Consider the following 18,232-nt stretch of genomic DNA (forward strand, 5'->3'; position numbering starts at 1 on the left):
GGATGAACCGTTCGGCGTCACGGCACGTATGGACAGGCGAACGCATCGCCCGTTTCCCGCTGCCGGAAGCGAGGTACCGCCATCAGCGACCATGACGCCCAACTGCTGCGCGCGCTGCACGACGAGCACGCCGACGCGCTGTACGCGCACGCCCTGCGGCTCGTGAACGGCGATCGGCCCCGAGCCGAGGACCTGGTGCAGGAGACGCTGCTGCGCGCCTGGCGGCACCCCGAGTCGCTGGACCCGCGACGCGGCTCGGTACGCGCCTGGCTGTTCACCACCGCGCGGAACCTGGCCATCGACGCTTGGCGGCGACGCTCGGCCCGGGTCGGCGAGGTGTACACGGACGAGTTGCCCGAGACTGCCGAGACGGTCGACGAGACCGAGCGCGCGGTAGAGGCGTGGACCGTCGCCGAGGCGCTCAACCGGCTCAGCCCGACCCACCGGGAGGTGCTGGTCGAGTGCTTCTACCAAGGGCGTTCGGTGGCCGAGGCGGCGGCGCGGCTGGGCGTGCCACCGGGGACGGTGAAGTCGCGTACCCACTACGCGCTGCGCTCACTACGGTTGGCGCTGGCCGAGATGGGGGTGACCGGATGACACGCTGCGAGTTCGCACACGACGACGGGGCGTACGTGCTCGGCGCCCTCGCGCCCGCGGACCGGGTCGCCTACGAGCGGCACCTGGCCGGCTGCGCGCAGTGCCGGGAGGCGGTGGCCGAGATCGCCGTGCTGCCCGGTCTGCTGGGCCGGCTCGACCCGGCCGGGCTGGAGCAGTTCCTGGAGGTCGGGCCGGAGACGTCGCGGGTGCCCGCGCTGCTCGACGCCGCGCGCGAGCGCAAGCGCCGCGAGCGGTCGCGCTCCCGCCGACGGTACGCGCTGACAGCGCTCGCCGCCGCCGCGCTCGCGGCGCTGGTCGGCGTCGGGGTGGGGCTCGTGCGGTCGCCGGCCGGCCCGGCCGAGCCGCCGGTGGCGCTGGCCTCCGTGCGGCCGGTGGCGTTGGCCTCCATGCGGCCGGTGGCCGGGACGGTGCCGGTGCACGCCGAGGTGGGGCTGACCGAGACGCCGTGGGGCACCGAGGTCACCATGCGCTGCGGGTACGACAGGCGGGCCGGGCACCGGGAGGCGTACACCTTCCGGCTGGTGGCGCACGGTCCGGACGGCGCGACGGAGCAGATCGGCTCGTGGCTCGCCGCCCCCGGCGACGACCTGCGCTTCTCCGGCGTCACCCGCTTCACCAAGGGCGAACTGGTCCGTCTGGAACTACTCCGAGGCAGCAATTCCCCCGTCCTCGCCTACGACCTCCGCTGACCCCGCGGCCCTCTCCGGCCTCCCACCCTCGCATGGTTGATCTTGCAGTTTCGGCCCTCGGTGCGGGTCTTTCGCCCCTTTCGCGGGGGCGGAAAGTGCAAGATCAGCGGGAGGGGGTGGGGGTCGAGGCCGGGGGCGGGGTGGGGGTCGCGGTGCGGGCGGCCAGGCGGGTGCGGTGGGAGTGGCGCAGCGCGTCGGCGGTGAAGACCACCAGGGCGAGCCAGACCAGGGCGAAGCCGGCCAGCCGGGCAGGCGGCATCGGCTCGTGGAAGATCAGCACGCCGCAGCCGAGCTGGAGGATCGGCGCGAGGTACTGCAACATCCCGACAGTGGACAGCGGCAGCCGGTTCGCCGCCCCGGCGAAGAGCAGCAACGGGATCGCGGTGGCGGCGCCGGCCAGCACCAGCAGCGCGGTGTGCCCGGCCGAGACGTGCCCGAACGTCGAGTCGCCGCGCGCCGACAGCCACCCCAGGTACGCCAGCGCGGGCAGCGCCAGCACCGCCGACTCGACGAACAGCCCCTCCGTGGCCGGCAGCGCGAGTTGCTTCTTGACCAGCCCGTACCCGGCGAAGCTGAACGCCAGGGTGAGTGCCAGCCAGGGCAGTCGGCCGTAGTCGACGGTGAGCACCGCCACCGCCAGCGCGCCGACGCCCAGTGCCGTCCACTGCGCCCGACGCAGCCGTTCCCGCAGCACCAGGACACCGAAGAGCACCGACACCAGCGGGTTGATGAAGTAGCCGAGCGCCGTCTCCACGACCCGGTCGGAGTTCACGCCGTAGATGTACGTACCCCAGTTGACGGCGATCAGCGCGGCGGCGAGCCCGATGCCGGCCAGCGTCCGGGGGCGCCGGGCCAGCTTGCGCAGGAAGCGGGCGTGCCGCGTGGCGGCCAGCAGCAGCGCCACGAACGCCACCGACCAGAGGATCCGGTGCGCGAGGATCTCCACCGGCCCGGCCGGGCGCAGCAGCTTCAGGTAGATCGGGAAGAAGCCCCAGATCAGGTATGCGCCGATGCCGTACAGGTAGCCGAGCCGGAGCTGGTTCACGGCTCCACCGTAAGTGGCGGATCGCGCGGCTGGTCCTTATCGGTGACCGCTGTCACCCGCTGATCCAGCTCCATCCACCGATCCGGCGCGATCGGCCGGAAGCCGATCTTCGCGTAGACACCGTGCGCGTCGAGAGTGGCCAGCAGGATCCGGCCCACGCCCATCTCGGCCAGGTGGTCGCGGACCGCGCCGGCCAGCCAGGAGCCCAGCCCGCGACCCCGCTCGGCCGGGTCCACGTACACGTCGCAGAGCCAGGCGAACGTGGCCCGGTCGGTGACCACACGGGCGACAGCCACCTGCGCGCCGTCGCCCGGCCGGTAGACGCCGAAGCCGATCGAGCCGACGAACGCGCGCGCCACCGTCTCCCGCGCCCGCCCCAGCGCCCAGTACGCGTCGGTGGAGAGCCAGAGGTGCACCCGGTCCAGGTCGAGCCGGTCCGGGTCGGTGCTGATCTCGTAGCCGTCCGCGCGGGTCAGGGTGAGCACCCGGCCGAGGCTAGTACCACCGCCCGGCCTCCTCGCCAGCCAATTCCCTCCTGCTGGCCTGGTGGCCCCGGCCGGCCGACGTGACGACGGCCGGCCGGGGACCGGCGTCAGTCGCGGTCGAGGACGGCGCCGAGGATCCAGGTGACGATGCCGACGAACAGCGCGCCCAGCACCGCCTCCGGCCAGAACCCGTCCACGTGGAAGGGCAGCCCGGCCTCACCGGCGATCCAACTGGTGAGCAGGAAGAGCAAGCCGTTCACCACGAGCGCGATCAGGCCGAGGGTCAGCAGGTAGAAGCCGCACCCCACGGTCTTGATGATCGGTTGGAGCACCGCGTTCACCACGCCGAAGATGACCGCGACGAGCACCAGCGTGATCACCGTCTCGACGGTCGAGCCGGAGTCGAGCGAGATGCCGGGGATGAGCAGCGTGGCGAGCCAGAACGCCACAGCCGTCGAGCCCACGCGAATCAGAAGACCCTTCAGGAAATCCATGGCCGGGATCGTGCCACGGCCGTACCACCAGCGGAAGCTGCCATGCCGGGCCTGCCGCGTCTGTCGGACCGTCCGGGCCGCCGGCCTGCCGGGACCGCGCCTCAGTGCCGGGCCGGGCGGCCGACGAGTTGCGACTCGACGGGTGTGGGCGAGAGCAGCGCCCAGCGCAGGGCCCGCCGATTGATCACCGCCACCATGTCGTCGCGGATCCGGGTCAGCCACTCGGCGGAGCCGCCCAGACCCAGCGCCGCGCCCGCCAACGCGGCCTCGTCCGGGTCGAGCGGCTGGAGGATCGCCAGGTCCGCGCGGGCCAACGCGAGCGCGTCGGCCGGCGTCAGCTCGTCGCGGACCACCAGAACCGACTGCCAGGCGGCGGCTGGTCCGGCCTCCGGCGGCACCGGGCCGGCGTCCACCACCACCAGCAGCGGGTGCAGCGGCGAGCCGGGGACGTCGCCGACCGGACGTCCCGGCGGAAGCAGCGGTACGCCACCACCGAGCGTCCCGACGCCGCGCGCGAACGGCTCCCAGAACCGGGGACGGCCGGTCTGCACCACCACGCGCGCGCCGAGCGCCAGCGCCCGCAGCAGGAGAAGTTGCGCCGCGGGCACGCCGCCGACGAGCAGCGCCCGGGTCGGGGCCGGCCGGAACAGCCGCACGGTGAGCGCGGTGCCGTGCCGGTTGGCACCCACCATCAGGCCGGCGGTGGCCGAGGGCAGGTCCAGTGCGGGCGGAGGTGATCCGGCCGCCGGGGTGGCCCCATCGGAGGCCGCCAACGGCAGCGTGGCGGCCAGCCCGGCCAGGTGTTCACCATCGAGCCGGCGCAGCTCACCGCCGACGTCTCCGGCGACCCGGCGCAGCGTACGTTCCGCGGCCGACAACTCGGCCGCGCTCCCGGCCGCCACCCGTACCGCCAGTTCGGCCGGGACCGGTGCCGGACCGGTGCGCGGACCGGCAGTGAGTGCGACGGTGGTGGCGGTGGCCGGCAGCGCGAGCAGCCGTCCGACCAGCCCGCGGGCCGCCTCGCCGCGCGGATCCGGCCACCGGCGCAGGCGCCAGGTCGCCTGGGTCAAGCCACCCACCGCGAGCAGCGGCCAGGTCTCCCGCACCGGCGCGCCGGGCTCGTGGTGGGCCAGCTCGGCGATCACCCGCAACGCCGCGTCGCCGCCCAGCGGCCGGGCGGTGAGCGGACCGAGCCGGCGGACGAGCCGCCGAACGGTGCCGGACAACACACGCAACAGGTCCTCGTCCGGCCGGCCGTCGGCGCGCAGCACCTGGACGGCCAGCACCACGCGCGCCCGCCCGGCCACCCGCCCGTCGGTGAGCTGGCGGTACGACGTCCCGGCCGGGCCGCCGGCGATCGCGGGCGCGGGCGCCGGCGACGACGAGAACACCAGTTGCAGCCGGATCGCGGGCGCGTCCGGACCGGTCGGCGGCAACAGGTCGAACGGCGTCGGCAACTCGCCGGCGTGATCGCCGAGCAGGTCGTCCGGGTCGCCCAGCTCCAGCAGCGCGGTCAGGCCGGCGGCGTCGTGCAGCACGGCAGCGCCACCGGACGCCTCCGTGGCGTCGATCACCGAACCCGGCCGGAGCAGTTCCAGCAGCGCCGCCGGGTCGGCCGCCGGTGGCAGGGCGCGGCGCCGGGTCAGGTACGCGGCGGCGGTGGCGAGCCACTCGTGCAGCCATCGGCCACGCACCCGTACCCACGTGGCCGGCAGCAGCAGGGCGGCCGACAGCAGCGCGACGGCCGTCGGCACCACGCCCCGCCCGGCGGCCGCGATCACCACCGCCGCCGCGACCTGGGTCGCCACGATCTGGCCGGCACGCAGCCGGGCTGCCGGACGTGTCGTCCACTGTGGTGTGCGGACCGGAGCGGGCATGGGCCGCTCGGACGTGCTCGCGGTCACCGCACCTCCTCGCCGGCCTCCGCGTGACGCTGCCGTGGCTCATCGTAGTGGCGCTGTTGTCCACAGGGGAGCCCGCAGGGGTAGCAGAACCGGAGTCGGACGGCTACCGTCAGCGACGAAATCGTCGAGTCGCGTGCCCGCCGCCGCCAGACTTCCCTCCACCGCCCCGGGCGCCCGCCGACGAGTCCACGGTGGTCACGCAGTGGCCAGCCACGACCGAGGAGACGAGGTGACGTCCGGGATGTCCCAGACCCAGGCAGAAGCCGCGGTGATGCAGCAGACCGCCGCGAAGTTCGAGCAGGTCGACCAGTCGCTCCAGAGCATGCTCAGCGGCCTGATGGCCGAGCTGGAGGTGCTGCAACAGGCCTGGCGGGGTGCTGGCGGGCGCTCGTTCGCGCAGGTCAAGCAGCAGTGGGCGGAGGATCAGGCCACCCTTCAGCGAGCGCTGCGCGAGACCGCCACCGCGATCCGCACCGCCGGCCGGCAGTACGACGTCTCCGACACCGAGGCCGCCGGCCGGGTGGCGGGCACCAACCGCGGCATCCAGCTGCCCCTCTGACAACCGGAAGGATCGAACTCATGGAGCACGGTGTGCTGGTCGTCAACTTCGCCGCCCTGCAACAGGCCGGCGCCGACATCCAACGGGCGCTGTCCACGCTGGAGAGCCAGCTCGGTCAGCTCGAACGCGACGCCGCCCCGCTGGTGGCGAGTTGGAACGGCGAGGCTCGCGAGGCGTACGAGGTGCGGCAGTCCCGGTGGCGGGCCGCCTCGCAGGATCTCCAGGCGATGCTCCGCGACATCAAGCTCGCGGTGGAGGACTCCGCAGCCGACTACCTCGACACCGAGAAGCGCAACGCCAACCTGTTCCAGTGAACCGACACCGCGCGGCCCGGGCAGGTGAACCGGGCCGCGCGGCCGCGTCTGTGGCCGGCGGTCATTCCTGCGCTGCCGTCCCGGCCGGGTCGGCCGCCCGCCATCGCCTGCGCGCGCCGCGCGGCAGCACCAGGGCGAGCGCCGCCACGAGTGCCACCGCCCCGCCCGCGACGGCGACGGCCGGCAGCGCCCGGTCGCGGGCCGCGTCCCGGCGCGACCGGCGGGCGAGCGCGGCCGGATCGGGACGGTCGGCGGGCAGCACGGCACCCGGCCGGTTACGGGGACCCGCCGCGCCGGCCGACTCGGTCACCGCCCGGTACGGGTTCAGCACCCCCGCCCCGTAGCCCGCGTCGCGGCCCGGTGCCGGGTCGGCGGCGGCCATGATCCGCCCGGCCACCTCGTCGGCGCTCAGCCCGGGCCGGTACTGGCGCAGCAACGCCGCGGTGCCCGACACGAACGGGGTGGCGTAGCTGGTTCCCTCCGCCCGCTGGTGTCCCGCCCGGGGCGCCGCCATCAGCACCTCGCTGCCCGGGGCGACCACGTCCACGTACGAGCCGGTCTGGGAGAACGCCGCACGCGTCCCGTCCCGCCCGATCGCACCGACGCCGAGCACCCCGTCGTACGCCGCCGGATAGGGCCGGGGATCTCCGTTGTCGTGCAGGTTCCCGGCGGCGGCCACCACTACCACGTCACGCCGCACCGCGTAGGCGACGGCGGCACGTACGGCCGGATCGTCCGCGTACAGCACGACCGAGAGGTTGAGCACGTCGGCGTCGTGGTCCACGGCCCAGCGGATGGCCCGGGCGAATCCGGCCGCGTCGACCGTACGCCCCGACTCCCGCCCCTCGACCACCTGCTGCTCGCTCACCCGTACCGGCAGGATGCGCGCGCCCGGCGCGAGGCCGCGGAACGCGACGCCGGGCTGCGGCGCGGCGGCGATGATGCTCGCCACCCCGGTGCCGTGCCCGGCGCAGTCCCGGGTGCCGTCCCCGCCCCGGTCGAGGAAGTCGGCGCCGTCGAGAACGCGGCCGGCCAACTGCGGATGGGACCGGTCCACTCCCGAGTCGACGACCGCGACCACGACTCCGGCGCCGGTCGCGAGCGGGGTGAGCCGGTCCGGGGCGTACCGCTGCTGTGTCCATGGCTGGTCCGCCACCGGACGGACGGGCGCGAGTGGCTCGGCGCAACCGGCCGGCGCGGCGGCCGTCGCCGGGGCGGCCGGAGACGCGGTGGCGAGGAGCGTCGCCAGGGCGGCCACGGCGGGGTACGCGACTGGCCGAGACATCGACGACCTCCGTAATGTGTCGACTCCGGAACGGGATGTTAGCGCCTCGGTCAGGTCGGGGCCGACCGTCGATGGGCGGAAGTCCTGATGTCGCCGCGACCTTGTAGGTTGTAGGCGATGCCTGTGGCCTGTTCGCGGAAGGAGAGGTGGCCGTGACCGGATGGGAGCCGGCCACCGAGGCCGAGGTGGCGATGCGGGACGCGCTGGGTGCGCAGGACCAGCAGCAGTATTTCCGCGTGCTGACCCGCGTCGATCTCTTGCTTCCGGTCACGGGCGGGCCGGGCGCCGGGTGGGGCACCTGGACCGCCGAGGGCCGCACCCACGTGCTGGCCTTCACCTCCGCCGCGGCGCTGCGCGCGAGCCTGGGCGAGAACGCGGGGCCCACCCGCCGCCTCGCCTACCCGGATCTGGCGGCCGACTGGCCCAACCCCGAGTGGTGGTTGGCGGTCAATCCCGGCCTGCCGATCGAGGGCTACCTGCCCGCCTGGTACGTGGCTCAGCTCTCCCGGGGTGACATCCGGCTGCCTGGCCGCACCATGGGCGCCCGCGCCCGGCTGGAGCGCGTGGAGAGCGCCACCCGGGCGGCCCGGAACGCGGTGCCCGAGGCCGCGCCTCGTCCGCCGGCCGTTCCCGTCCCGCCTGCCGCTGTTCCGCCTGCCGCTGTTCCGCCGCCGAGCGTGCCGTCCGCCGCGATGCCGCAGCCGGCCGCACCGTCCGCCGCCGTTCCGCCGCCGGTCGCGCCGCTACCTGCGACGCCGCCACCGACCGTGCCGCCGACCGCCGTGCCGCCGACCGCCGGGGCGCGGGGCCGGGACGAGCGGCTGAGGAAAACCGGCGAGCCGCCCACGGTGCCGATGCGTGCCGCCTCAGTCCTGGGGCGCCGGCTGCCCACCGTGCCGCCACGCCGCCGGGCAGCGGACAGCGACGTCCCGGGCCGTGCCGCCGCCGAGCCGGATACGGACGCCCTCGACGGCTGGCTCACCGACCTGCGCCGCCGCCCGGACGAGCCGGACCCCTTCGCGGCCGCCCCGGCGGTGGCCACCGACGAGCCGTCGGCGGCCACCGCAGCGCCGCCGTCCCGTTCCTTCTTCGAACCCTCGTCCGGTGGCCGCTCGGCCCGGCGCCCATCGCCGCTGGACCCGTCACGCCGGGCCGGTGACCGGGCCACCCCACCGACCCGGTTCGCCGGTGGGCAGCCGTTTCCGCGTCGACGGCCGCTGAACGAGCCGGTACGCGAAGGCCCCACCCACCCGTTCCCGGCGCGTACGGACGAGCCGCCGCCCGCGTCCCGCCCGGAGGAGGCGACCCGGGCGTTCCGGCCCACCCGCCCGCCCGAGGACGCGACCGAAGCGCTGCCCCGGCGGCACGCCGAACCCGCTCCGGCGGCGCACGCCGACCCGGTCACGGCCGAACCTCCGGCCACGGCTGACGGGTGGGGGGCCGCACCGGGCGGAAGCGGGGCCGAGACCAGGTGGGAGACGGTCGACGAGCCGGCGGAGGAACTGCCCCCGTCGATCGCCGAACCGGTCTCCGCGCCGCCCGCGCCGCGCCGCGACTTCACACCCATCGTCATCGAGGGCACCGTCATCGAGGCCCGCGACCTGACCGAGCCCGCGCCGTTCTGGTCCGCGCAGCAGGCCGGCCCGGCGCGTCCGGAACCGGCCGGGGGCGCAACCACGCCGTGGGCCGGCGCCGTCGACCCGACCGTGTCGTTCCCGGTGGATCCGCCGACCGACGACACGGTGAACCTCGTCGACCCGGCGCCGACCCACCTCGGCGCCACCGGCACGCCGGACCGGAGCACGCCGCTTGACGATCCGACGGTGTCGCTCGGATCGGGTTCCGAGCCCACCACGTCGCTGTTCGAGTCGTCGGCCTCGGTAGCGGAGGCCACCGCGCCGCTCTTCGCGCCGTCGGCCGAGCCGACGGTGTCGTTGTTCGACCGGGTGTCGGCTGAGCCGACCGAGCCGCTGACCGGCCCGGCGTCGGCCGAGCCGACGGTGTCGTTGTTCGACCGGGTGTCGGCTGAGCCGACCGAGCCGCTGACCGGCCCGGCGTCGGCCGAGCCGACCGTGTCGTTGTTCGACCCGGCACCGACCGCGCCGCTGTCCGGTGCAGCTGAGGCCGAGCCGACGGTGTCGTTGTTCGACCGGGTGTCGGCTGAGCCGACCGAGCCGCTGACCAGCCCGGCGTCGGCCGAGCCCGTGCCGGCGGAACAGCCGCCCGTGTCCCTCTTCGAGCCGGCGACCGACGAGCCGGTCACCACGGCGCTGTTCGCGCCCGGTGACCCGACCGTGGCGTTGTCCACGCCGGCCCCGGCGACTCCCGCGACTCCCGCGACGCCCGTCGATCCGCCGCCCGACGCCGGATCGAGCACCGCACACGGCTCGGCCGACTTCGTACCAGCGAACGACGTGGAGGAGGACCTGCTGGCCGCCGCGGGCAGCGGGAGCACGGACGGCTTCCTCACCACCCTGCTGCTGGCCCGGGTGCTGCTGCCGGTCGCGCCCGATTCAGCCGCCGGCAGCCGGCCGGGTGACCCCGGCTTCGTCTGGCACGCCGAGCCGGTCGACGGCGAGACGTGCGTCTCGGTCTACACCTCGCCGGAACGCCTGGCCGAGCACACCGAGGGCCAGGTCGAGACGGTACGGGTGAAATTCGTCCAGCTCATCCGCAGGTGGCCGGACGCGGCCTGGTCGTTCCGGGTCAACCCGGGCAGCCCGGTGGGCGCGTCGTACCCCGGGGAGCAGGTCCTCGCGCTGGCCAACTGGGCGGCCGAGGTGGGCCTCGGCGACGACCCGGAGCCGGCCGCCGCGCCGCAGCCGGCGGAGCGACCGCGTCCGCAGGGGTACTCGGTCACCGACAACCGGCCGGTGACCATGCAGAAGGTGATCGCGGTGAGCCAGCTCGCCTACTACCTGGAGCGGGGCTACGACCGCGTCTCCGGATTCGTGCACCGGGCCGGGGAACTGGCGCACCTGCGTACGCCGGTGGAGCTGTACCGCGCGCTCGGCCTCGGCCACCCGGGTTCGCCGTTTTCCCCCGACGACGAGGAGATCTACCTGCTGCGGTGGCCCGCCTACCGGCCGAGCCTCTACCGGATCCCGTACGGCGGCCCGAACGAGGCGGCGATGCGGGCGATGGAGGGCTGGGTGATCGAGCGGCCCCCGTTCCGTGGCAACGGTTTCGCGCCGGGGGAGAGCAGCGACGTGATCGCGGAGTTCAAGGTGGACAGTGCGCGGCTTCCGCACGGCGCCGAGCTGTGGCGGGCCGGCGCGGACGGTGACAGCAGGCTGGTCGCGGTCCTGGACACCGACGAGCTGCTGTGGCGTAAGGCGGGCGAGGCGTGACCCGCGACGGCTACGTGGCCCGCTGGCGAGGGCGGGAGTACCAGGCCAGCCCCGACGGGGACGACATCCGCCTGTACCAGCCCGGCCCCGACGAGGGATTCACGGAGGTGCGTCCCGGCCGGTACGTCCGGGTGGTGCCGGCCGCCGAGGTCGACGATCTGGCGTACGTTCGGACCACCTGTACCTGGCAGGGGCAGCCGTTCATCGTGCTGGCCGAGCACGAGGGCTGGCTGCGGCTGGAGTACACCGGTGGGCGCTGGCCGGTCGCCGAGGCGATGGGGCTGGAGGCGTTCGACTTCGGCGTCTACCAGGGCTGGGCGCCCGCGGCCGAGGTGGCCGACCTGGGCGAGCAGCGGGCCTGAGTCAGGACTTCGCCCAGCGCAGGACCTCGCCGAGCACCACGTCTCGCGCCTCCACGTGCGGGAAGTGCCCCACGTCGTCGAGCAGCCGCCACTCGTACGGGGCGGTGACGTAGCGGCCGGAGCCCTGCGCGGTGCGGGGGAGCGAGGCCTGGTCGAGCGCGCCGTGCAGTTGCAGGGTCGGCGTGACCAGCGGCTTCTGCATCAACTTCACGAAGCGGTAGCCGTGCAGCCGCAGCGCCGAGCGGAACGCCCAGCGGTAGCCCTCCATCGCGCAGAACGCGGCCTGCGGGATCTGCATCGCCACCCGGCAGCAGTGGGCGTAGTCGGCGAAGTCGGGGCCGGACACCCAGCGCGGCCCGCCCCAGCGGCGCAGCGTCTCCTCCACCTCGGCGGCGCCGTCCCGGGTCAGCACGTGCTCGTAGCGGGGGAGCTGAAACTTCAGTGTCGCGGTGGCCGAGGCGAACTGGCCGCGCGGGTCGGCGAAGATGGCCGCCCGCAGCCGTAGCGGATGCGGCGCGCCGAGCACCACGAGCCGCCGGACCAGGGTCGGGTGGAAGGAGGCGGCGGTCCAGCCGATCAGCCCGCCCGCGCCGGTGCCGACCACCGTGGCCGACCGCTCGCCGAGCGCCCGGATCAGGCCGGCGACGTCGGCGGCGAGCGTGAAGCCGTCGTACCCCCGGGGTGGTTTGTCGCTCGCACCGTAACCGCGCAGGTCGACAGCGACCGCCCGGAAGCCCGCGTCGGCGACCGCCGGCAGCATCTCGCGCCAGGCGTACCAGTATTCGGGGAAGCCGTGCAGGAAGAGCACCATCGGCCCGGTGCCCGCCTCGACGACGTGGAACCGGCTGCCGTTGGCGCCGACGAACCGGTGCGTCCACGGCCCCTCGGGCAGGACGCAGGACTCGTCGACGGGTCCGCCGCGCTGGTCGGTCATGGCGCACAGCCTAGGGCCGTCTGTGACCCACCGGCCCCGCAGGTGACCAGGATCAGGGATTTCTCCGGGCGGGCACCCGGGGTCGCGTACGCCGTCCGCTCATCGACGGGTGAGCACGCCGCTACCGGACGTCATTGGATGATCCGCATCGGGATGCCGGGCCCGCAGTCGACGGAGCGATCCCGCGCGGTGAGCCGCAGCGTGACCAGGTCGCCCTTGCGCAGCTCGCCGGCGTTCGGGCCGTACACCGCGTACTCCGTGCCGTTCTCGTCCATCAGCCCGTAGCACGGCCCGGACCCACCCCGGGTGATCCAGCCGACGACGACGCCGGTGGGCCGGTTGTCGGTCGGCTTCTTCGGCGGGCCGGCGGGCCGGCGCAGCGTCGGCAGGTCGGTGGCGGACAGCGGGGTGGGGCGATCTGCGGGCGTGCCGGCGCCGCTCGCGGCCGGCTGGTGGTCGTCGGGCACGGATCCTCCGTCTCCGCCGCACCCGCGCCGGCGAGCAGCACCAGCGCGAGGGCGGCCGGCAGCGTGGCACGGGCGTCACCCGGATGGGACGCGGGCGGGGTCCGCCGGGTTCCCGGAAAGGGCGATGCCCGGACGGTTCACCGCCCGGGCATCGCGTGGTGCGTCGATCAGTGGATCAGGAGAAGCGGACCTTCAGCGAGGTGCCGTTCTGCTCCAGAACCTTGATCTTGGTGCCGGTGGCCGGGAGCTTGACGCCGTGGTTCGGCAGCTCCGGGTACCAGTACTGCTTGGTGTCGTCGAACAGCGGCTGCGCCGCCTGGCCACGGATGTACTGCGGCTGGCTGTTGAGGTGCAGCGTGAACGAGTCGGCCTTCTTCAGGCTGAACGGCGCGTCGTAGACCTGGACGCGGGCCCGCCAGGGCGCCCCGGTCAGGTTGTAGATCGGCCGCGGGTGCGCGTCGATGATCATGTTCCGACCCTCACCCGGGTGCGCGAACGTGTCGTTGTCCGCGAACCGGAGGTTCCAGTAGGAGATCAGCAGACCCTCCTGGTACGCGTAGTGGTCCACGTAGTCCGGGCGGGTGTTCGCGTAGCCGAAGAAGTACGGGCCGGTCTTGAGGTACTTGTCGTACGAGACGTACGACCGGTTGCCGGCGATGTAGTAGTTGTCGAACTTACGGGTGTAGGTCTCCTCGACGATGCTGAAGCCGCTGAGGGTCCAGCCGCTCGCGCCGGCCTCGGCGCCGTCGGTGAGAAGCGTCTGACCGTCGGCGGTCACGGTGATCGCGTCACCGTAGAAGCCGCCCTCGGAGACACCGCCGTCCGTCTGGTAGCGGAGCCGGAACTGCACGACCTTGCCGGCGACCGCGTCCATCGGGATGTTGACGTCGACCCACTGGCCGTTGCTGGAGCCGTCCAGGGCGTAGCGCCCGGGGGAGATCTCCTTCAGCGGGGTGCCGTTGGCCGTACCGGGCAGCGAGGCCCAGGTCTGGCCACCGTCGGTGGACGCCTCGAAGAACAGGTAGTCGTAGTCCGCCTCGATGCTGTAGCGACCCTTCATCGACAGCGCGGCGCTGGTCTTCCCGGTGAGGTCGACAGTGCGCGTCATCGTGGTGTTCAGGTCGTCGTCGTTGCCCGAGAAGAACTGCTTCGTACCCTCGAACGGCTTGCCGTTCTGGAACGTGTACTCCCGCTGCGGCAGCACCACCACGGCGCCCTGGGCCTTGTTGGAGTTGTACTCCTGCGGCCCGAGTTCCAGGGTGCGCTTCTGTCCGGCCACTACGACCTCGTAGTCGAGCCAGCCGAGCTGGAGCTTGTTCCACGCGCCGAGGTCGCCGCCGCGATCGCCGATGCCGCCGTCGTTCTTGGCGCCGAGCCGGCTCTGGGCCATCAGGGTCCAGTGCTCGTTGTTGTTGTCCCCGCCGCTGACCACGTTGTAGTCGTCCGGCAGACCGAGGTCGTGGCCGTACTCGTGGTAGAAGACGCTGCGGCCACCGTTCTCCGGCTGGATCGTGTAGTCACCGATCCAGACGCCGGTGTTGCCGATCTGGGTGCCGCCGGCCGGGAAGTTCTCCGGGCCGGTGTTGCCCTGGTCGCTGGCGAAGGCGTACCACCGGTGGCTCCAGATGGCGTCCTCACCCTGGTACGGGTCACCGTCGGCCTGGTCGCCGCCGGCGTGGACGATCTGGAAGTGGTCGATGTAGCCGTCCGGCTCGTTGAAGTCGCCGTCGCCGTCGAAGTCGTACCGGTCCCACTCGTCCATCGCCTTGACGTCCGCGGCGATCTCCGCGTCGGAGCGGCCCTGCGCCTTCTGGTCGGCGACCCACTGGTTGGCGGCGTCGCGGACCAGGGCCCAGGTGTTGGTGCAGACGTTCGAGGCGCACGGGTAGCCGTCGGAACGGCCGTAGCGGGCCTCGTTGTACCGCACCTTCACCCAGTTGGTGACCTCGCCGTCGACGCTGTACCGACCCGAGGACTGGGCCTCGTAGTACTGCTTCAGCGACTCTTCGCCCGGGTTGGTGCCGAAGTACAGCTGCCGGTAGTGGTCGGCGCTGTAGTCCGCCTGCCAGACCGTGGAGTTGTCCACCGCCCGGTTGGGCTGCGGGATCTGGTTGACGCGCGGACCGTCGAACCGGGTCGGGCCCGGGGTGTCCGGGTCGGTGTCCTGGTCCGGGTAGCTCGGGTGCCGCTCGTCGCCGAACTCCGCGAGGATGACGAAGATCTTGTCGGTCCGCTCGCGGGAGAGTTCGACGTACTGGTCCTTGGTCGGACCCTTGCCTGCCTTGGTGCTCTTGGCTGCCTTACCCGCCGCGGGACCGGCGACAGCCTGCTCGCCGACCTTGACGACCTTGCTGCCGTTGATCTTCTGGGCCTTCGCCCTGCCGGACAGGACCTCGCTGAGGCCCTCCTGGCGCAGCGCGCGCCGCTTCTCCTCCAGCGGGTTGGGCAGGTCGTGCTCAGCCTGCGCAGGCTCGGCCACCGACGGAGCGGCGGCCGGCAGCTTCGGCGTCGGCGCGGCGCTGGCGGCCGTGCCTGCCATCAGCCCCGTCGCGGTCAGCGAAAGCCCGAGCAGACCCACTGCGACTTTGCGCACGTGGTACCTCCGGTGTGAGGGAACCGGCCCAACTGGGGGTACGGGCCGGTGGAACGTCCCACTAGTGGGACCAAAGGTGAACATAGACACTGCTGCGACTGGTGGGAAGATGTGTGCGTCGATTTGTGGCAACTTTTTGTTGGGGATGCTTTTCACCGTCACACGTCGGCCCGTCACCTAGCCGGTGACCAGCGGCGATGTCTGGATCATGAAGTGCAGTGACAGTCATGGATTAACTGCCTACGCGGAAGGGCCGGGAGCACTCGCGCTCCCGGCCCTTCCCTCATCGAGCCCGTTCAGCTCATTTTTCGGTCATTCCGGTTCCGGTTTGAACGTACGGTTCAGCGCCGCGGCGGAACCACGTACACGGTGGCGTACGAGTTGTCCTTCGCGGCCCACTTGATGATGATCGAGACGCCGTACTGGACGCCCGAGTCGCGCGGGTTGCCGGTGCCGAGCACGATCGCCCCGCCACCCAGCGTCGAACCGTAGTAGTCCGTCGCCGGGGTGCCGTCCGGGTTGACCACCCGGGTCGTGTACTGCTGGTTGCCCCGCGAGGGGACGACCACCGAGGCGTCGTTGTCCCGCGAGTACGCGGCGCCGTCGCGGATCTCGATGCCCGGGTACCAGCCCTTGGCGTCGGTGAAGCCGCGCACCGGCGCCTGCGGGCCGAACTTCGTGCAGTACTCGCTGTACGGCTCGTCCGCCGCCTCCAGGCACTCCTTGAACGGGTACGTCGGCTTCAGGCCGAACGCGGCGTTGGAGGACTGCGGCCGGCTGGGCAGGTTCTTCAGCACCGACGGGTCCTTCTCGGCCGCGACGCCCTTGCGGCGCAGCGGGTCGTTGTGCGAGTCGACGATCAGCAGACCGCCCTTGGCGCCGTAGCTGGGCAGCGCGGTCATCTGCGCGGTGACGTGGTTGACGTCGCCGAGCTGCGTGTCCCGGTACCAGACCAGCATGCCCGGCGCGTTGTACGCGATCCGGTCGACCTTCCACGCCTCGTGCGAGTAGACGGTGTCGTAGGTGTACTTCAGGCCCTTGTCGAAGCCGTCGAAGTTACGCCACTCGGCGAGGTAGTAGTGCGCCTTCACCTGCGTGCCCGAGTCGATGTACCAACCCGCGCCGCTGGTGTCGGTGAAGGTGCCGCCGGTCTGGGTCCAGCCCGCCGCGCCGCCCTCCACGTCGTCGCTCCAGGTGGTCGCGCCGCCGCCGGTCACCGAGAAGTCGTCGGCGAACCAGCCGCGCTCCTGGAACGCCTCGTCGGTGGCGTAGCGCAGCCGCACCTGCACGGTCTGCCCGGCGTACGACGACAGGTCGGCGTAGTCGTGCCGCCAGCCGTTCGTGCTGCCGGTCAGGCCGTACTTCTTGTTGCCGAAGTCGACCATGCGGCCGTTCGGATCGGCGTAGCCGTCGTTCGTGGAGACCAGCGCGCCGCCCTCGGCGTACACCTTCTGCTCGGTCCAGGTGGCGCCGCCGTCCGTGGAGACCTCGACGAAGCCGTAGTCCCAGTCCGCCTCGATGACGTAGTTGTTCCACATCCAGAACTTCGCGTCCGCGGCGTTCGGGACGGACACCGAACGGCTGATCTTGACGTCCGCCCACCCCTGGTCGGCGCCCGAGTACCACATGTTCGAGCCGCTGTGCGGCGTGGCCAGTGAGATCACCTTGTCCGGCAGGTCGATCTTGATGCCGTCCTCGGTACCGACCGGCGTACGCGACGTCTGCCCGAGTTTGACCAACTTGGACCGGTCACCCGGCCCGAACGTCTTCGGCTCGGCCCAGCCCAGCACCCACTTGTCCCAGAGGCCCATGTGGGTGGGGAGCGCCTGGAAGATCTCGCCGGAGTGCGAGCCGGACGCCATCAGGTCCCAGAAGTCCACGTCCGAGTCGGCGTTGCCCGAGGTGTCGTAGAGGTCCGGCAGGCCCAGGTCGTGCCCGAACTCGTGGGCGAAGACGCCGACGCCGGCGTCCTCCGGCTGCACGATGTAGTTCGACACCTTCAGGTTGGTGCCCGGGATCGTGTAGCCACCGGTCACGGTCGAGGAGTGCGCCCAGACCGAGTAGATGCCGATGTCGCCGCCACCACGGGACTTGCCCTGGTTGGCGTGCACCAGCACCAGGTGGTCGATCACGCCGTCCGGCTCGTGGTAGTTGCCGTCGCCGTCGCGGTCGCTCTGGTCCTCGATGTCGTAGTCGGCCCACGGGAAGTTCGGGTCCTTGGCGGCCAGCGCGTCGATCGCGTCGGTGGCGAGGCGCCCGGCGCCCTGCGGGTTGTCCGGGTGGCCGTTCATCGACTGCTCACGCCCGGCGACCCAGTTGCCGTTCTCGTCCTGGAAGCAGCGCGAGGCGGCGTACCAGCCCTCCGAGTGCGGCACCGTGATCCACGGGCTGGCCTGCCCGTCCACCGTGTACGCGTTCTTGGACATCTCCAGGTACATGTTGTGCATGGTCCGCCCGGCGAGGCTGATGCCCGGCTTGCCGTCCGGCCCCTTCAGGTCCTTGCGGACCCGCTCGGTGATGCCCTTCTTGCTGTACAGCATCTTGTCGTAGTGGGCCGGGGAGAAGTCCGGCACCCACATCGAGTTGTTGTCCTTGTGCGGCAGCGTGGCCGGGTTCGGGATGGTGTTGTGGCGCGGGCCGTTCTGCACCGTTCCGGGCACGCAGGTGCGGTCCTCGAACACCGTCTTCGGGACCATCACGTTCGTGAAGTCGTCGTTGGCCTTGTCGTTGAACTCGACGAGCAGCGTCAGCAGCTTGGCGGTCTGCGTGCTCTTGGCCTTCTTGATCTTCCGAGGGCTCTGGCCGCTCCGGATGGACTTGGCCTCCAGCCTGGCCAGCTCGCGGGCGGCGATCGGGTTGCCGCCGGCGTACTTGCGGTCGTAGGCGCGGGCCTCGTCCGCCGGCGCGGAGAAGATCCCGTCCCGGCCCTTGACCTCCTTGCCGCCGGTGTCCGGCTGCACCTCGGGCTCGGCGTAGTTGATGTAGTGCTCGTCCGCCCCGATCGTGACCGGTGCGGACCGGGACGGCTGGGCCGCCGCGCTGCCGGTCACGGTCAGCGACGTGGCCGCGAGCGCGATGACGGGCAGCGCGACGAGTAGGCGTCGCCGTGCCCTGTGCTGCGACATGGGGAGCA

At 72.7% G+C, this 18,232-nt stretch carries 15 protein-coding genes; 6 read left to right on the forward strand and 9 right to left on the reverse strand.

Annotation, left to right across the window (positions count from 1 at the left end; genetic code table 11):
• The first annotated feature begins 102 nt into the window (after nucleotides 1–102).
• Together ACFYON_RS04635 and ACFYON_RS04640 are read left to right on the forward strand one after the other, a co-directional pair.
• A complete protein-coding gene (locus tag ACFYON_RS04635; RefSeq protein WP_030274508.1) occupies nucleotides 103–597 on the forward strand; it encodes a sigma-70 family RNA polymerase sigma factor in 495 nt (164 codons plus the stop codon).
• Nucleotides 594–1,307 carry a zf-HC2 domain-containing protein gene (locus tag ACFYON_RS04640; protein WP_355094401.1) on the forward strand — a complete coding sequence of 238 codons (714 nt, stop codon included), beginning with the start codon at nucleotides 594–596 and terminating at the stop codon, nucleotides 1,305–1,307. Before ACFYON_RS04635 ends, ACFYON_RS04640 begins: the two co-directional genes overlap by 4 nt.
• 103 nt (nucleotides 1,308–1,410) lie before the next feature.
• On the opposite strand, the gene rarD is transcribed toward ACFYON_RS04640, so the two are convergent.
• The 4 genes from rarD to eccE form a co-directional block, all read right to left on the reverse strand.
• Nucleotides 1,411–2,352: an EamA family transporter RarD gene (gene rarD, locus ACFYON_RS04645; RefSeq protein ID WP_355094403.1), complete on the reverse strand. Its 942-nt coding sequence runs from the start codon at nucleotides 2,350–2,352 to the stop codon at nucleotides 1,411–1,413.
• The gene (locus ACFYON_RS04650; RefSeq protein ID WP_355094405.1) at nucleotides 2,349–2,837 is read right to left on the reverse strand and encodes a GNAT family N-acetyltransferase; all 489 of its coding nucleotides are present in this window, start codon (nucleotides 2,835–2,837) and stop codon (nucleotides 2,349–2,351) included. Before ACFYON_RS04650 ends, rarD begins: the two co-directional genes overlap by 4 nt.
• A 107-nt stretch (nucleotides 2,838–2,944) precedes the next feature.
• Complete coding sequence (locus tag ACFYON_RS04655) at nucleotides 2,945–3,331, reverse strand: phage holin family protein (RefSeq protein ID WP_354867867.1); 387 nt, start codon at nucleotides 3,329–3,331, stop codon at nucleotides 2,945–2,947.
• A 101-nt stretch (nucleotides 3,332–3,432) separates the two neighbouring features.
• The gene (gene eccE, locus ACFYON_RS04660) at nucleotides 3,433–5,235 is read right to left on the reverse strand and encodes a type VII secretion protein EccE (protein ID WP_355094409.1); all 1,803 of its coding nucleotides are present in this window, start codon (nucleotides 5,233–5,235) and stop codon (nucleotides 3,433–3,435) included.
• 241 nt (nucleotides 5,236–5,476) lie between these two features.
• Here eccE and ACFYON_RS04665 point away from each other — a divergent pair, with 241 nt between their 5' ends.
• Together ACFYON_RS04665 and ACFYON_RS04670 are read left to right on the forward strand one after the other, a co-directional pair.
• Nucleotides 5,477–5,794, forward strand: a complete 318-nt coding sequence (locus ACFYON_RS04665) for a WXG100 family type VII secretion target (RefSeq protein ID WP_354868426.1) — start codon at nucleotides 5,477–5,479, stop codon at nucleotides 5,792–5,794.
• 20 nt (nucleotides 5,795–5,814) lie between these two features.
• A complete protein-coding gene (locus ACFYON_RS04670) occupies nucleotides 5,815–6,108 on the forward strand; it encodes a WXG100 family type VII secretion target (protein WP_135242906.1) in 294 nt (97 codons plus the stop codon).
• A 61-nt stretch (nucleotides 6,109–6,169) separates the two neighbouring features.
• Here ACFYON_RS04670 and mycP read toward each other — a convergent pair whose 3' ends face one another.
• Complete coding sequence (gene mycP / locus ACFYON_RS04675; protein ID WP_357708769.1) at nucleotides 6,170–7,393, reverse strand: type VII secretion-associated serine protease mycosin; 1,224 nt, start codon at nucleotides 7,391–7,393, stop codon at nucleotides 6,170–6,172.
• Between the two features lie 152 nt (nucleotides 7,394–7,545).
• Between mycP and ACFYON_RS04680 the strand changes: the two genes are divergently transcribed.
• On the forward strand, nucleotides 7,546–10,743 hold the full coding sequence (locus tag ACFYON_RS04680; protein ID WP_387187716.1) for an SseB family protein: 3,198 nt from the start codon (nucleotides 7,546–7,548) through the stop codon (nucleotides 10,741–10,743).
• Nucleotides 10,740–11,105 (forward strand): hypothetical protein, encoded by a 366-nt coding sequence (locus ACFYON_RS04685; protein ID WP_387320600.1) that lies wholly within the window; start codon nucleotides 10,740–10,742, stop codon nucleotides 11,103–11,105. The genes ACFYON_RS04680 and ACFYON_RS04685 overlap by 4 nt, the downstream gene beginning before the upstream one ends.
• A 1-nt stretch (nucleotide 11,106) precedes the next feature.
• Here the strand turns inward: ACFYON_RS04685 and ACFYON_RS04690 are convergent, their stop codons facing one another.
• The 4 genes from ACFYON_RS04690 to ACFYON_RS04705 form a co-directional block, all read right to left on the reverse strand.
• The gene (locus tag ACFYON_RS04690; RefSeq protein ID WP_387256848.1) at nucleotides 11,107–12,039 is read right to left on the reverse strand and encodes an alpha/beta fold hydrolase; all 933 of its coding nucleotides are present in this window, start codon (nucleotides 12,037–12,039) and stop codon (nucleotides 11,107–11,109) included.
• Nucleotides 12,040–12,170: 131 nt separating this feature from the next.
• On the reverse strand, nucleotides 12,171–12,506 hold the full coding sequence (locus tag ACFYON_RS04695; protein ID WP_354867880.1) for a hypothetical protein: 336 nt from the start codon (nucleotides 12,504–12,506) through the stop codon (nucleotides 12,171–12,173).
• A gap of 175 nt (nucleotides 12,507–12,681) precedes the next feature.
• Complete coding sequence (locus ACFYON_RS04700; protein ID WP_354868429.1) at nucleotides 12,682–15,084, reverse strand: immune inhibitor A domain-containing protein; 2,403 nt, start codon at nucleotides 15,082–15,084, stop codon at nucleotides 12,682–12,684.
• 356 nt (nucleotides 15,085–15,440) lie between these two features.
• Nucleotides 15,441–18,224: an immune inhibitor A domain-containing protein gene (locus tag ACFYON_RS04705; protein WP_355094836.1), complete on the reverse strand. Its 2,784-nt coding sequence runs from the start codon at nucleotides 18,222–18,224 to the stop codon at nucleotides 15,441–15,443.
• Between the last annotated feature and the right edge of the window lie 8 nt (nucleotides 18,225–18,232).

This window comes from Micromonospora sp. NPDC005686 (assembly GCF_042871665.1).
Classification (GTDB): Bacteria; Actinomycetota; Actinomycetes; order Mycobacteriales; family Micromonosporaceae; genus Micromonospora.